Consider the following 14,070-nt stretch of genomic DNA (forward strand, 5'->3'; position numbering starts at 1 on the left):
TCTACTGCGGGGCGTTGGCCGCGGCGGAAGCCTGGGCTTCGCCCCGCCGCTGGATCTGGCCGAAGGCGAAGCGGGCCAGGTCGTCGCCGACCGTGTAGACCTTGCGCTCCTTGGTCGTGACGTCCTTGTCGCTGGTGAAGCCGGACGTCGTGAAGTAGGCGTAGCGGCCGTGGGCGTTGTAGGTGCCGCGGCAGACCGCCGTACGGCAGAAGGCGGGCACGCCCTTGCCGGGCAGGGCGACGACCAGGCCTTCCTTCGCCTCTTCGTTGACCTTGGCGGCCTGGGCCGCCGTGTCGAAGACGGCGACGCCGACCGTCACGGCGATGTTGTCCTTCACGTAGCTGGCGCGGAAGAGCTGCGTGCAGTCGTTCTTGGTGAGGATCGCGCCGAGCTTGGCCTGGGTGACGCTCGCGCACTTCTTCGTGCCGCTGGTGGCGCCCTTCTTGTAGACGCGGTCGCCCGAGGTCAGCGACTTGCCGGGGAAGAGCGTGTCGGCGCTGAGCGGCGCCTTGTCCTTCTTGGCGCTGGAGATGAACTCCTTGGGGTCCGGCGGGGGCGGCGGCGTCGTCTCCTCGAAGGACGGGCCGGGATTCTCGCTCGCGCCGGGGATGTCCGCGGTCGAAGGCAGCTCGCTCGCCGGTTTGTTCGACGCGGAGGTGTTGTCGCTGTTCGCGGAGACGACCGCGACGGCGACGGCGGCCGCGACCACGACGGTGGCGAGCGCGCCGCCGCCGATCATCAGCCATTTGCGGCGCCGGGTGCGCGATTCGGACGCCTCGGCGAGCGCCGCCCAGTCAGGGGTCTGTGAATCCCCTGGACCCCACTGAGGTCCCCCTTGCCCAAAGCTCATGCGCCGCATCTTAGACGGGGAGTTGGGGATGTTGAGCGGGGGCCGGGGGGGGCGCCCGACCTAGCCTGATCCCTATGAATACGGGCAAAGTAGCTGTTAGCGGGTGGGTGCTGCGGCCGGTGACCTGGCACGCCTGGGCGGCGCTCGGGGCCGTGCTGCTCGCCGCGGTCGTCCGGGTGGGGCTGAAGAGCTCGGGCGGAGGCATGGACAACGCCATCGTGGTGCGGGCGGCCGAGGCCTGGCTGGAGGGGCGTTCGCCCTATGCCGACCGGCACTTCCTCTATCTGCCGGGTGCCGTGCTCGCCGCGGTGCCGCAGGCGCTGCTCCCGCAGTCCGTCGTGCGCTTCCTCGTCCCCGCGGGGGTCACGGCCTCGCTCGTCTTCGGGTGGGGGTGCGCGCTGCGGATCTACGGGGTGCAGTGGCGCAGCCGGTTCGCGGTCCTCGGGCTGCTGGCCCTCGCCGTGGGGTTCGCGCCGTTCGGGCACCTCGTCAGCCTCGGCAACTGGACCGTGGCGTCGGCCGCCGCGCTGCCGCTCGCGCTGCTCCTCGCGTGCCGGGGGAAGTGGGTGGCCGCGGGCCTGGTGATCGGGGCCGCCGTCGCCGTGAAGCCGCTGCTCGCGCCCGTGGTGCTGCTCTTCGTCTTCGCGCGGCGGTGGCGGGCGCTCGCGGACGCGGTGCTCGTGCCGGCGGTGGTTTCGGCGGTGACGGCGCTCGCGATGCCGGACCCCGCGGGGTTCTTCACGCGGACGCTGCCGTTCCTGCTGCGGGGCGACGACAGCTTCGTACGGCTCTACGAGGCTTCGCCCGCCGCTGTTCTGCCGCGGCTGGGGGTGCCGCAGGGGGCGGCTTCGCTGCTCGCCCTCGTGGCCGCGGGAGCGGGAGTGTGGTGTGCGTGGCGGCGCTGGCGGGGCGGTGAGGGGCCGCGGGAGCTGCGGGTGGTGGAGACGGCCGTGATGCTGATGCTGGCGGCCTTCCTGGTGTCCAGGCCGTCGTACGACCACTATCTGCTCGTCGTCGTGCCGCTGCTGCTCGCGGGGGCGCTCGTGCCCGGGGCGGCGACCCGGGAGAAGTGGTTCTGGCTGGCGCTCGTCCCGCAGATCCCGGGGTTCACCTGGCCCTGGCTCGAACCCGGCACCCGGCGGGCCTTCAAGGACTCCGTAACGCTGTGTGTGCTGGCCTTCACGGTCGGCCGGTCCTGTCTGCGGCCGAGGGCGGTTACCTTGGATGGCGCAGAACCGCCTGAGGCGGCGGAGTCGGCTGTGCCGGTCTCCAGGTCCGCGTTTTGACCCGTACGGGGCGGCGCGGGTACTCTCGTGGATTGTTATGCGTATTGGTGTCGTCGTTCTCACGCGATGGGCACATACGTAGGTTCCCTGGAGCAGTTACCAGTGGCTCGCATACGGGCAGCGTCCCCGGCATTGTGAGCCCCAGCTGCATGATCGCTTCCTGGGTGCCGTGTGTCTGGACCCCATCCACTGAAGAAGCGAAGGCTACGAAGTGCGTACGTACAGCCCTAAGCCCGGCGATGTGACCCGCCAGTGGCACGTCATTGACGCTCAGGACATCGTCCTGGGCCGTCTGGCGACCACTGCCGCCAACCTCCTGCGGGGCAAGCACAAGGCGATCTACGCCCCCCACATGGACATGGGCGACTTCGTCATCATCATCAACGCCGACAAGGTTCACCTGTCCGGCAACAAGAAGACCCAGAAGATGGCGTACCGCCACTCCGGCTACCCGGGTGGTCTGCGCTCCGTCCGCTACGACGAGCTTCTGGAGAAGAACCCCGAGAAGGCCGTCGAGAAGGCCATCAAGGGCATGATCCCCAAGAACACCCTGGGCCGTCAGATGCTCTCGAAGCTGAAGGTCTACGCGGGCGACCAGCACCCGCACGGCGCTCAGCAGCCGGTCCCGTTCGAGATCACCCAGGTCGCGCAGTAGTTCCGGCCACCCCCAAAGACGTAAAGAAATCTGAGGAGAATCGTGGCCGAGACCACCGTTGAGCAGCCGGTCGAAGAGACCGAGGTTGTTGACGTAGAGCAGTACACCACCGAGTCCGAGGCGCCCGTCGAGGGCGAGTACACCTCGGAGTCGAACGCCGCGCGCTTCGGCGACCCGCAGCCGGCCGCCGGCCTGGGCCGTCGCAAGAACGCCATCGCCCGCGTCCGGATCGTCCCGGGCACCGGCAAGTGGAAGGTCAACGGGCGCACGCTCGAGGACTACTTCCCGAACAAGGTCCACCAGCAGGAAGTCAACGAGCCCTTCAAGGTGCTCGAGCTCGACGACCGCTACGACGTCATCGCCCGCATCTCGGGTGGCGGCGTCTCCGGCCAGGCCGGTGCGCTCCGTCTCGGTGTCGCCCGTGCGCTGAACGAGGCCGACGTCGACAACAACCGCGCGGCCCTCAAGAAGGCCGGTTACCTCAAGCGTGACGACCGTGCGGTCGAGCGCAAGAAGGCCGGTCTCAAGAAGGCCCGCAAGGCTCCGCAGTACAGCAAGCGCTAATCTGCCTGCTTGTACTTTTCGTTCGCCCCGGCGGCACGTTGTGTGCTGCCGGGGCGTTCGTTTATCGGGACCCCGGTGATCCCCGGGGCAGAAGTCCGGAGGAGGACAGCAGTGGGACGACTCTTCGGCACGGACGGCGTGCGCGGTGTCGCCAACGCGGATCTGACGGCCGAGCTCGCGCTCGGGCTCTCCGTGGCGGCGGCTCATGTGCTCGGCGAAGTGGGCACGTTCGAGGGCCATCGGCCGGTCGCGGTGGTCGGGCGGGACCCCCGCGCGTCAGGGGAGTTCCTGGAGGCCGCGGTGGTCGCCGGTCTCGCGAGCGCGGGCGTGGACGTCCAGCTCGTCGGTGTGCTGCCCACCCCCGCGGTGGCGCATCTCACCGGTGCGCTGGGCGCCGACCTCGGCGTGATGCTCTCCGCGAGCCACAACGCCATGCCGGACAACGGCATCAAGTTCTTCGCGCGCGGCGGCCAGAAGCTGGCCGACGAGCTGGAGGAGCGCATCGAGTCCGTGTACGAGGAGCACCGCACCGGTGCCCCCTGGCAGCGCCCCACGGGCGCGGGCGTCGGCCGCGTGCGGACGTACGACCAGGGCCTCGATCAGTACGTGGCGCATCTCCTCGGTGTGCTCCCCAACCGCCTCGACGGACTGAAGATCGTCCTCGACGAGGCGCACGGCGCGGCCGCCCGCGTCTCGCCCGAGGCGTTCGCCCGCGCCGGTGCCGAGATCATCACGATCGGCGCCAAGCCGGACGGCCTGAACATCAACGACGGCTGCGGGTCCACGCACCTGGACCTGCTCAAGGCCGCCGTCGTCGAGCACGGCGCCGACCTCGGTGTCGCGCACGACGGCGACGCCGACCGCTGCCTCGCCGTGGACCACACGGGCGCCGAGGTCGACGGGGACCAGATCCTCGCCGTCCTCGCGCTCGCCATGCGGGAGCACGGCACGCTGCGCGAGGACACCGTTGTCGCGACGGTCATGTCGAACCTCGGCTTCAAGCTCGCCATGGAGCGCGAGGGCCTCTCCCTCGTGCAGACGGCCGTCGGCGACCGCTATGTCCTGGAGTCGATGAAGGAGCACGGCTTCGCCCTCGGCGGCGAGCAGTCCGGGCACGTGATCGTCCTCGACCACGCGACCACGGGCGACGGCACCCTGACGGGGCTTCTGCTCGCGGCACGCGTCGCCGAGACCAAGCGCAGCCTCGCGGAGCTCGCCGGGGTCATGCAGCGGCTTCCGCAGGTCCTGATCAACGTGCCCGACGTCGACAAGTCGCGCGTCACGACATCCGCCGAGCTGACGGCCGCCGTCGCCGAGGCCGAGCGTGAACTGGGCGCCACCGGGCGGGTGTTGCTGCGCTCGTCCGGCACGGAGCCGCTGGTGCGCGTCATGGTCGAGGCCGCCGACATCGACCAGGCCCGGTCCGTGGCCGGCCGCCTCGCCGATGTCGTGAAGTCCGCGCTGGGCTAGGTCAGCCGGGCCTTTCCGGCCGTACGTTCATGCTGCCTGGCCCAGAGAATCTTCTGGGCCAGCAGTGTGAGGGTGCCGGCAAGGACGATGCCGAGCAGGTTGAGCAGGAGCTGCTCGGTGGAGCCCCACGCCTGCTTGTACTCGTCGTAGCTGAAGGCGACGGCGGCGTTCGCCGCGGCCGGGACCGTCGTCACCGAGATCGCCACGCCCACCAGCGCACCCGACTTGGCCGAGGTGAGCGAGAGCGTGCCCGCCGCGCCCGCGAGGACGGCCACGACGAACGAGAACCAGTCGGGGCGGTAGATGAAGTTCGTGTTCGGGCGCTCCGACTTCAGGGCGTCGTCGCTGAACAGGTTCACCGCGTCCATGAAGTAGCTGAAGCCGACCGTCACCACCATCGCGGCCGCGAAGCCCACCAGGATCGCGATGAGCGAGCGCAGGGCCAGCCGCGGGGCGCGCTGGACCAGGGCGGTGCAGAACCCCGCGAGCGGGCCGAACTCCGGGCCCACCGCCATCGCTCCCACGATCAGGATCGCGTTGTCGAGGACCACACCGCAGGCCGCGATCATCGTGGCGAGCGTGATGAAGGCCACGTACGTGATCGTGAGCGTCGACTCCTCGTGGGTCGCGTCGCTGAGCTGCTCCCACAGCACCGCGTCCGCGCCCTCGCCCGGCGCGTCGTCCTCCGCCTTGTCCGCCTGCTCGGAGAGCGACAGGTCGATGTTCTCCAGGGCGATCGAGCCCGTCTTGTCGATGCCGAGCACGCGCAGGCCGCCGATGAGCGTGTCGCCCGCCTCACGGGCGACGTCGCACATCACGACGTCGCCCGCGGGGGAGCGGGCCGCGCCCGGCATGACGGTCAGGTGCGTGGCGCCGACCGTTCTCTCGATCAGACGCACCACGTCGTCCGTCTTGTCCGCCGGGGTGATCAGGCGCAGATGCAGCATGCGCGCAGCGTAGCCGGGGCGCCCCGGGCGTCTACAGCTTGCGCAGGCTCAGCCGCTGCACCTTGTGGTCGGTGCCCTTACGGATGACCAGCGTGGCGCGGCCCCGCGTGGGGGCCACGTTCTCCAGGAGGTTGGGCTTGTTGATCGTGCGCCAGGTCGTGCGGGCGTAGTCCAGGGCCTCTTCCTCCGAGACCTGCGTGTACTTGCGGAAGTACGAGGACGGGTCCTGGAACGCCGTTGCGCGGAGCTTCTTGAAGCGGTTCAGGTACCAGCTCTCGATGTCCTCCGCGCGCGCGTCCACGTACACGCTGAAGTCGAAGTAGTCCGCGAGGCCCACGCGGGTGCGGCCGTCCTTGCCGGGGAGTGCGGGCTGGAGGACGTTCAGGCCCTCGACGATGAGGATGTCGGGGCGGCGGACCGTGAGGCGCTGGTCCGGCACGATGTCGTAGATCAGGTGGGAGTAGACGGGCGCCGTCACCTCGTCCTTGCCCGCCTTGATGTCGGCGACGAAACGGGTGAGGGCGCGGCGGTCGTACGACTCCGGGAAGCCCTTCCTGGACATCAGGCCGCGGGCTTCGAGCTCCTTGGTGGGCAGGAGGAAGCCGTCGGTCGTCACGCGCTCGACGCGGGGGTGCTCGGGCCAGCGCGAGAGCAGGGCCTGGAGGAGGCGGGCGACGGTCGATTTGCCGACGGCCACCGAGCCGGCGACTCCTATGACGAAGGGCGTGCCCGACTGGGAGCCCTTCTCGCCGAGGAAGGTGTTGAGGGCGCCGCGCAGGCCGTCCGTGGCGCCTACGTAGAGGTTCAGGAGGCGGGAGAGCGGCAGATAGATGTCCCGCACCTCGTCCAGGTCGATGACGTCACCCAGGCCGCGCAGCTCCTCCAGCTCGGCGGCGGTCAGAGGAAGCGGCGTCTTGTCACGCAGGGCGCTCCACTCGGTGCGGGTGAGGTCGAGGTAGGGAGTCGCCTCCGGCCTGTGCCGGTGGGCGCTCCGCGCGGTCGTCGGGGGTACGGAGACCGAAGAGATCACAGTCCATTGTTACGGCTGTTTGAACGGGCCGGGGGGTGGGGTGCGTCACCCCCTGCGGGGCTTGAACGGTCGGGGTGCCCAGGCTCGTAGGCTGCTGCTCGTGATTATTGGGGTCGGAATCGACGTGGCCGAGATCGATCGGTTCGAGGCGGCGATGGAACGTACGTCCGGGATGGCCGGGCGGCTCTTCGTGGAGCGGGAGTTGCTGCTGCCGAGCGGGGAGCGGCGGGGGATCGCCTCGCTGGCCGCGCGGTTCGCGGCGAAGGAGGCGCTGGCCAAGGCGCTGGGCGCCCCCGCGGGGCTGCGGTGGACGGACGCGGAGGTGTACGTCGAGGGGAGCGGGCAGCCGCGGCTCCGGGTGAAGGGGACGGTGGCCGCGCGGGCCGCCGAGTTGGGGGTGCGGTCCTGGCATGTCTCGCTCAGCCATGACGCGGGGGTGGCTTCTGCTGTGGTGATTGCCGAGGGATAGGCGCGGGGTGGTGGTTGTGGTGCGCGCGGAGCTTGCAGCGGTGGCTTTGGGTGAGGGGGCGGTTGCGTGGGTGGCTGGGCTGGGGGTGTGGTCGTGGCGTGTCTTGCTGGGGCGTGGCACGGGGTGGCCTCCGCCGTGGTGGTTGCTGAGGGATAGGCGCTGTTCGCGGCGCTGGGTGACACTCGGTGTATGCGTATTGCGTATCCGGTGGAGACGGTAAGGGCCGCTGAGCGGGAGTTGATGGCGCGGGTGCCGGAAGGTGCCCTGATGCAGCGGGCGGCCGCCGGGCTCGCGGTGGTCTGCGCCGAGGTGCTCGGCAAGGTGTACGGCTCCCGGGTCCTGCTGCTCGTGGGGAGCGGGGACAACGGCGGCGACGCGCTGTACGCCGGGGCGCGGCTCGCCCGGCGTGGGGCGGGCGTGTCCGCGGTGCTGCTTTCGCCCGAACGGGTGCACGGGGCGGGGCTCGCGGCTTTTCGGGCGGCTGGGGGGAGGGTCGCCGGGGGTGCGGGCGCGGAGGGCGTTCTTCGCGGGGCCGATCTTGTCGTGGACGGGATCGTGGGCATCGGGGGGAAGGGCGGGCTGCGGGCCGAGGCTTCTCAACTGGTGAGTGCTGTACGGGGTTTGGGGACCCCTGTGGTCGCCGTCGACCTGCCGAGCGGGGTCGACGCGGACAGCGGGGTCGTGGACGGCGATGCGGTGCGGGCCGATGTGACGGTGACCTTCGGGGCGTACAAGCCGGGGCTGTTGATCGATCCCGGGCGGGAGTACGCGGGTGTGGTGCGGCTGGTCGACATCGGGCTCGACCTCGGGGAGGACGGGGGCGGGGTCGAGGCCCTTCAGTACGCCGATGTGGCCTCGCTGTTGCCGATGCCGACCGGGGAGAGCGACAAGTACCGGCGGGGCGTCGTGGGGATCGTCGCCGGGTCCGCCCGGTATCCGGGAGCGGCGGTGCTCTCCGTGGCCGGTGCGCTGCGGGGTGGCGCGGGGGCCGTGCGGTACGTGGGGCACGCGGCGGATGCCGTCATCGCGCGGTACCCGGAGACCCTCGTGTCCGCGGGTCCGCCCTCGAAGGCGGGGCGCGTGCAGGCCTGGGTGGTCGGTCCCGGGCTCGGGGACGACGCCGAGCGGCTCGCGGAGGTGGTCGGCGCCGATGTGCCCGTGCTGATCGACGCGGACGGGCTGCGCCTTGCCGACGCGGCGGCCGTGCGGGGGCGGGGGGCGCCTACGTTGCTGACGCCGCACGCGGGGGAGGCGGCGGCGCTGCTGGGGGTCGCTCGGGAGGAGGTCGAGCGGGGGCGCCTGGCCGCTGTGCGGGAACTGGCGGGGCGGTACGGGGCGACGGTGCTGCTCAAGGGCTCTACGACGCTGGTCGCCGCCGGCCGGGAGGGCGTCGTGCGGGTCAACCCGACGGGGACCCCTTGGCTCGCCACGGCGGGCAGCGGCGACGTCCTCTCGGGCCTGGCGGGGGCGTTGCTCGCGGCGGGGCTCGGGGCGGGGGACGCGGGGGCGGTGGGGGCGTATCTGCATGGCCTTGCTGGGCGGCGGGCGGCGCAGGGGGCGCCGGTGGGAGCGCATGACGTGGCGGCTGCGCTTCCGTTGGCTTGGCGGGATGTTCGGGGGGTCTAGGGGGGCGGCTTGGGCGGGGGCCGGCGCGGGGCGCTGCGGGGCGCTGCGCTGTGCGGGGCTGGTTCGTGTGTGGGTGCGGGGCCGTGCCGGTATGTCCGTCCTCGCTATCGTCCGGTGGCTGTGGGGCTGCTGCGGCTCCGGAGTCTTCGGGAGCTGTGCTCCGGGCGGACATACCGGCACGTCCCCTCGCGTGCGTTGCCGGCTGCGGGTGCGTCCGGGGTACGGCAACGGTTCGTCTGTGGGTGCGGGGCCGCGCCGGTATGTCCGTCCTCGCTATCGTCCGGTGGCTGTGGGGTTGCTTCGGCTCCGGAGTCTTCGGGAGCTGTGCTCCGGGCGGACATACCGGCACGTCCCCTCGCGAGCGTCGCCGACTGCGGGTGCGTGTGGGCCGGGGCTCCCGAGGGTGGGGCGCGGTGTTGCCCCATCGATGTCCCCCCGGTTCCCCACCCACCCCTGCTGCGCACCCCTCGACACCGCGGGGCAATCGGGTGGGTGGGCGGGAAAGCTTGTTCGTTCAGGGGCGGATGCGGGGTAAACGGGCGGGTGGGTGGGAGAGGCCTGTTCGTCCAGGGGTGGATGTGGGGGAGGGCTATGGGCCAGGCGGCCAGGGATGCTCTGAGACACTGGTCGGCGTTATGACTGAGACCGCACCTTTGCGTGCCCGCGCCGAGATCGACCTGGCCGCCCTCCGGGCCAACGTGCGGACTTTGCGCGCCCATGCCCCAGGAGCCGCCTTCATGGCCGTGGTGAAGGCGGACGCGTACGGCCACGGGATGGTGCCCTGCGCCCGCGCAGCCGTCGAGGCCGGAGCCACCTGGGTGGGCACCGCGACCCCCGAGGAGGCCCTCGCGCTGCGGGCCGCCGGGATCAAGGGGCGCCTCATGTGCTGGCTGTGGACCCCGGGCGGGCCCTGGCGCGAAGGCGTCGAGGCCGATCTCGACATGTCGGTCAGTGCGCTCTGGGCGTTGCGGGAAGTGTCCGCCGCCGCCCGCGCAGTGGGACGTACGGCGCGGATTCAGTTGAAGGCCGACACCGGGCTCGGGCGGGGCGGCTGCATGCCCGCCGACTGGCCCGAACTCGTCTCGCAGGCGCGGCAGGCCGAGGCCGAGGGCCTGGTCCGCGTCACCGGGCTCTGGTCGCACTTCGCGTGTGCTGATGAGCCGGGGCATCCGTCCATCGCCGCTCAACTCGCGCTGTTCCGCGAGATGGTGGCCGCCGCCGAGGAGCGCGGGATCCGTCCCGAGGTGCGGCACATCGCCAACTCGCCTGGCACGCTCACGCTTCCGGAGACCCACTTCGATCTCGTACGTCCGGGGATCGCGATGTACGGGATCTCGCCGAGCCCCGAGGTCGGCACGTCGGAGGAGTTCGGGCTGCGGCCCGTCATGCGGCTCAGCGCCTCCCTCGCCCTCGTGAAGCACGCTCCGGGGGGTCACGGCGTGAGTTACGGGCATCACTACGTCACACCCGGCGAGACGACCCTCGGGCTCGTCCCGGTCGGGTACGGGGACGGGATCCCGCGCCACGCGTCCGGCACCGGCCCCGTGCTCGTCGGCGGCAAGCTGCGGACGGTCGCGGGACGCATCGCCATGGACCAGTTCGTGGTCGACCTCGGCGGCGACGAGCCCGCGGTGGGCTCCGAAGCCGTCCTGTTCGGACCCGGCGACCGGGGCGAGCCGACCGCCGAGGACTGGGCGCAGGCGGCGGGCACCATCGCGTACGAGATCGTCACCCGCATCGGATCGCGTGTTCCGCGCGTCTATGTGAACGAGGGACCACAACAGCGAGCAGCGGACGGCGTCTGAGGAGGAGCGGCACGTGAGCGAGACCAGCACGGGGGCGGCCGCGGACGCGGTGACGGAAGTCGCGGCGGCGGCCGGTAACTGGCGCAGGGCCGGCTTCGCCGGTGCCGCGATAGGTGTCGTCGCCGCGGGCGCCGCGGCCGGTGTCGCCATCGAGCGGCTGACCGTCGGCCGCGGCATGCGCAAGAAGGCGCGGCTCGCACTCGACGCGTCCGGGCCGTACGGCTCGCTGCGCGGCATGCCCGGCGTGGCGTACGCCGATGACGGCACGGAGCTCTCGTACGAGGTGGACGAGGTCGACAAGGCTTCGGCGGACAGCGCGCAGGCGCCGCGCCGCCGCAGGCTCTTCGGACGCAAGACCCCCGCTCCCGTCACCGTCGTCTTCAGCCACGGCTACTGCCTGAGCCAGGATTCCTGGCACTTCCAGCGGGCGGCGCTGCGCGGCGTCGTGCGCTGTGTGTACTGGGACCAGCGCAGCCATGGCCGTTCGGGGCGCGGCGTGGCGCAGCTGACGGACCGTACGCCGGTCTCCATCGACCAGTTGGGGCGGGACCTGAAGGCCGTCATTGACGCGGCGGCTCCCGAGGGGCCGCTGGTCCTCGTCGGGCACTCCATGGGCGGCATGACGACGATGGCCCTCGCCGACCACTTCCCCGAGCTGATCCGCGAGCGCGTCGTCGGCGTCGCTCTTGTGGGTACGTCGTCCGGGCGGCTCGGCCAGGTCAACTTCGGTCTCCCTGTCGCCGGGATGAACGCCGTGCGGCGCGTGCTTCCGGGGGTCCTGAAGGCGCTCGGATCGCAGGCGGAGCTGGTGGAGAAGGGGCGGCGTGCCACGGCGGATCTCTTCGCCGGCATCATCAAGCGCTACTCGTTCTCGTCGAAGGACGTGGACCCGGCTATCTCGCGGTTCGCCGAGCGGATGATCGAGTCGACGCCCATCGACGTGGTCGCGGAGTTCTATCCGGCGTTCGCCGAGCACGACAAGGCGGAGGCGCTCAAGCACTTCGCCGAGCTTCCCGTACTCGTCCTGGCCGGGGACAAGGACCTGGTGACGCCCAGCGAGCACAGCGAGGCCATCGCCGATCTGCTCCCGGACGCCGAGCTCGTGCTCGTCCCGGACGCCGGGCACCTGGTCATGCTGGAGCACCCCGAGGTCGTCACGGACCGCATCGCCGACCTCCTCGCCCGCACGGGAGCCCTGCCGACGGCGGCCGACGCACGGACCTCCAGCGGCTAACGTGGGTGGGCATGGAAGCACCGCACAACCCGGCCCCCGTGAACTCCCTCGGCATCACCGTCACCTCTCCTGAGCAGATGGGCGACCTGGGCCGCCGCCTGGCCAAGCTGCTCCGCCCCGGCGACCTCGTGATGCTCACCGGCGAGCTCGGCGCCGGCAAGACGACACTGACCCGCGGCCTGGGCGAGGGCCTCGGCGTGCGCGGCGCCGTCACATCGCCGACCTTCGTCATCGCCCGCGTCCATCCCTCGCTCTCCGAGGGCCCGCCCCTGGTGCACGTGGACGCGTACCGCCTGAGCGGCGGACTCGACGAGATGGAGGACCTCGACCTCGACGTCTCGCTGCCCGAATCGGTGATCGTCGTGGAGTGGGGCGACGGCAAGGTCGAGGAGCTCTCGGACGACCGGCTGCGCGTCGTCATCCACCGGGCCGTCGGCGACACGACGGACGAGGTACGGGAAGTGACGCTGACCGGGGTCGGGACGCGGTGGGCGGAGGCCGACCTCACGCTGCTTTCGGCCTGATCCTCGTCTTTTCGCCCGAACTTTCCGACAGGGCGTCGGGAAGATGTTGCGCGGCGTGCGTCGCGCGTGGTCACATGGATACCGGTACTGGTTAGGTCTACCTAACCACGTCTGCCCCCGGAGCCCAGGAGGCATCCATGTCGGCTTCAGAACGTGACGCACAGCCCCGGCCGCACGGGCTGTCGGGGCCATCGGGGATTTCCATGCGCGATCTGCTGGCGTCCTGCGCGGCCGCGAGCGCGGTCTCCACACCGCCGCGTGATCCGGCGCCCAGGGGCGACGCGCCTACGGAACGACGACGACCTTCTTGCTGATCGTCGCGAACTCCCACATCGCGTTGCCGTCCTTGCGGGACTCGCGGATGCCGCCGGTCTTCTTCGACGGGTCGGGCTTCGGCGTCGAGCCGTCCACCGCCGCGCTGAAGCCGATCGCGATCCCCTCGACGCTCGCGAAGCGCACGACGTGCTCGATCGCCACACCGTCCGTTCCGGTGACGGTGCCCGAGCGCGAGGTGACGGCGTACGTACCGGGGACCGGGTCCACCGTGCTCGGCGTGACCTTGAAGGTGCGCAGCGCCTTGCCGGAGCCGCCGACCAGCCACACGCGGTCCTCGCCCACCGAGTAGACGACCCGCTCGCCCGTACCGGACTGGGCCGGGACCGCCGTCGGGTCGGCCTTGTCCTTGGGGGAGCGCGAGGCCGACGCGGAAGGGGACGTGTCCGGTTTCTTGCCCAGGCTGTCCGGCGCGCTGGCCGATGCCTGGTAAGCGAGGAAGCCGACCGCGGCGAGCGCAGCGGCGGTGAGCCCGGCCACGAATCCCGAGCTGCTCCTGGACACCTGCGCCACCCTCTTCGTACTCCGTACGGCTACGGGGTGACGTTAGCAGCAGGTGTGCGGCAACCTCGGTCGGCCGTGCTCCGGGCGTCGGAGCCGTAGGCTATTCGCGTGCTCTTGCTCGCTCTGGATACCGCCACCCCCGCCGTCACCGTCGCGCTGCACGACGGCTCGTCCGTCGTCGCAGCCTCCAGCCAGGTGGACGCCCGCCGCCACGGCGAGCTGCTGCTTCCCGCCGTCGACCGGGTGCTCGCCGACGCCGGGCTCAGACTCGACGCCGTCACCGCCGTCGTCGTCGGCGTGGGCCCCGGCCCGTACACGGGTCTGCGCGTCGGCCTGATGACCGCCGACACCTTCGGCCTCGCGCTCGGCGTGCCGGTGCACGGCGTGTGCACGCTGGACGGCCTCGCGTACGAGTCCGGCATCGAGGACGGCCCCTTCGTCGTGGCCACGGACGCGCGCCGCAAGGAGGTCTACTGGGCGCGGTACGCGGATCCGCGCACCCGCCTCACCGACCCCGCGGTGGACCGCCCCGCGGACATCGCGGACGCGGTGGCGGGCGTGCCCGCCGTCGGCGCGGGCGCGGTGCTCTACCCCGAGACCTTCCCGGACGCCCGCGCCCCCGAGAACGTCTCGGCGGCCTCGCTCGCCTCCCTCGCCGCGGAGAAGCTCGCCGCGGGCGAGGAGCTGCCTGCCCCCAGGCCGCTGTACCTGCGCCGCCCTGACGCGCAGGTCCCCAAGAACTACAAGGTGGTCACCCCCAAGTGACATCCGTG

13 protein-coding genes and 1 pseudogene are annotated in these 14,070 nt (G+C 71.5%); 10 read left to right on the forward strand and 4 right to left on the reverse strand.

Annotated elements, in window-relative coordinates:
- Nucleotide 1: 1 nt before the first annotated feature.
- Complete coding sequence (locus tag ACWGI2_RS16905; protein WP_453397432.1) at nucleotides 2-850, reverse strand: hypothetical protein; 849 nt, start codon at nucleotides 848-850, stop codon at nucleotides 2-4.
- A gap of 74 nt (nucleotides 851-924) precedes the next feature.
- Between ACWGI2_RS16905 and ACWGI2_RS16910 the strand changes: the two genes are divergently transcribed.
- The 4 genes from ACWGI2_RS16910 (at nucleotide 925) to glmM (ending at nucleotide 4,825) form a co-directional block, all read left to right on the forward strand.
- Nucleotides 925-2,136, forward strand: a complete 1,212-nt coding sequence (locus ACWGI2_RS16910; protein WP_453696054.1) for a glycosyltransferase family 87 protein — start codon at nucleotides 925-927, stop codon at nucleotides 2,134-2,136.
- 211 nt (nucleotides 2,137-2,347) lie between these two features.
- On the forward strand, nucleotides 2,348-2,791 hold the full coding sequence (gene rplM, locus ACWGI2_RS16915) for a 50S ribosomal protein L13 (RefSeq protein WP_361182318.1): 444 nt from the start codon (nucleotides 2,348-2,350) through the stop codon (nucleotides 2,789-2,791).
- Nucleotides 2,792-2,833: 42 nt separating this feature from the next.
- Entirely contained in the window at nucleotides 2,834-3,355 is a 522-nt protein-coding gene (gene rpsI / locus ACWGI2_RS16920; RefSeq protein ID WP_055548454.1) for a 30S ribosomal protein S9, read from the forward strand.
- 111 nt (nucleotides 3,356-3,466) lie between these two features.
- The gene (gene glmM / locus ACWGI2_RS16925) at nucleotides 3,467-4,825 is read left to right on the forward strand and encodes a phosphoglucosamine mutase (RefSeq protein ID WP_453397430.1); all 1,359 of its coding nucleotides are present in this window, start codon (nucleotides 3,467-3,469) and stop codon (nucleotides 4,823-4,825) included.
- On the opposite strand, the gene ACWGI2_RS16930 is transcribed toward glmM, so the two are convergent.
- Nucleotides 4,822-5,772, reverse strand: a complete 951-nt coding sequence (locus ACWGI2_RS16930) for a DUF389 domain-containing protein (protein ID WP_453696055.1) — start codon at nucleotides 5,770-5,772, stop codon at nucleotides 4,822-4,824. The genes glmM and ACWGI2_RS16930 overlap by 4 nt on opposite strands.
- A 31-nt stretch (nucleotides 5,773-5,803) precedes the next feature.
- Entirely contained in the window at nucleotides 5,804-6,802 is a 999-nt protein-coding gene (gene coaA, locus ACWGI2_RS16935) for a type I pantothenate kinase (protein ID WP_453397428.1), read from the reverse strand.
- A gap of 100 nt (nucleotides 6,803-6,902) precedes the next feature.
- Between coaA and ACWGI2_RS16940 the strand changes: the two genes are divergently transcribed.
- From ACWGI2_RS16940 to tsaE, 5 genes and pseudogenes are all read left to right on the forward strand, one after another.
- Entirely contained in the window at nucleotides 6,903-7,271 is a 369-nt protein-coding gene (locus ACWGI2_RS16940; protein ID WP_160506682.1) for a holo-ACP synthase, read from the forward strand.
- A 189-nt stretch (nucleotides 7,272-7,460) separates the two neighbouring features.
- Complete coding sequence (locus tag ACWGI2_RS16945) at nucleotides 7,461-8,897, forward strand: NAD(P)H-hydrate dehydratase (protein ID WP_453696056.1); 1,437 nt, start codon at nucleotides 7,461-7,463, stop codon at nucleotides 8,895-8,897.
- Between the two features lie 635 nt (nucleotides 8,898-9,532).
- Nucleotides 9,533-10,702 carry an alanine racemase gene (gene alr, locus ACWGI2_RS16950; protein WP_453696057.1) on the forward strand — a complete coding sequence of 390 codons (1,170 nt, stop codon included), beginning with the start codon at nucleotides 9,533-9,535 and terminating at the stop codon, nucleotides 10,700-10,702.
- A gap of 13 nt (nucleotides 10,703-10,715) precedes the next feature.
- Nucleotides 10,716-12,009 (forward strand): annotated as a pseudogene (locus tag ACWGI2_RS16955) (alpha/beta fold hydrolase).
- Complete coding sequence (tsaE, locus tag ACWGI2_RS16960) at nucleotides 11,948-12,460, forward strand: tRNA (adenosine(37)-N6)-threonylcarbamoyltransferase complex ATPase subunit type 1 TsaE (protein WP_453397425.1); 513 nt, start codon at nucleotides 11,948-11,950, stop codon at nucleotides 12,458-12,460. Before ACWGI2_RS16955 ends, tsaE begins: the two are co-directional and overlap by 62 nt.
- Before the next feature lie 285 nt (nucleotides 12,461-12,745).
- Here the strand turns inward: tsaE and ACWGI2_RS16965 are convergent, their stop codons facing one another.
- The gene (locus tag ACWGI2_RS16965) at nucleotides 12,746-13,297 is read right to left on the reverse strand and encodes a hypothetical protein (protein ID WP_453397424.1); all 552 of its coding nucleotides are present in this window, start codon (nucleotides 13,295-13,297) and stop codon (nucleotides 12,746-12,748) included.
- Between the two features lie 108 nt (nucleotides 13,298-13,405).
- Here ACWGI2_RS16965 and tsaB point away from each other — a divergent pair, with 108 nt between their 5' ends.
- Entirely contained in the window at nucleotides 13,406-14,062 is a 657-nt protein-coding gene (gene tsaB, locus ACWGI2_RS16970; RefSeq protein ID WP_453696059.1) for a tRNA (adenosine(37)-N6)-threonylcarbamoyltransferase complex dimerization subunit type 1 TsaB, read from the forward strand.
- Nucleotides 14,063-14,070: the final 8 nt, after the last annotated feature.

It is taken from the genome of Streptomyces sp. NPDC054866, from assembly GCF_053610745.1.

What these genes read in the sequence shown, in the direction of transcription:
- ACWGI2_RS16905 (WP_453397432.1), bottom strand. Translation starts at nt 850, where the DNA reads ATGAGCTTTGGGCAAGGGGGACCTCAGTGGGGTCCAGGGGATTCACAG.
- ACWGI2_RS16910 (WP_453696054.1), top strand. Translation starts at nt 925, where the DNA reads ATGAATACGGGCAAAGTAGCTGTTAGCGGGTGGGTGCTGCGGCCGGTG.
- ACWGI2_RS16930 (WP_453696055.1), bottom strand. Translation starts at nt 5,772, where the DNA reads ATGCTGCATCTGCGCCTGATCACCCCGGCGGACAAGACGGACGACGTG.
- ACWGI2_RS16945 (WP_453696056.1), top strand. Translation starts at nt 7,461, where the DNA reads ATGCGTATTGCGTATCCGGTGGAGACGGTAAGGGCCGCTGAGCGGGAG.
- alr (WP_453696057.1), top strand. Translation starts at nt 9,533, where the DNA reads ATGACTGAGACCGCACCTTTGCGTGCCCGCGCCGAGATCGACCTGGCC.
- tsaE (WP_453397425.1), top strand. Translation starts at nt 11,948, where the DNA reads ATGGAAGCACCGCACAACCCGGCCCCCGTGAACTCCCTCGGCATCACC.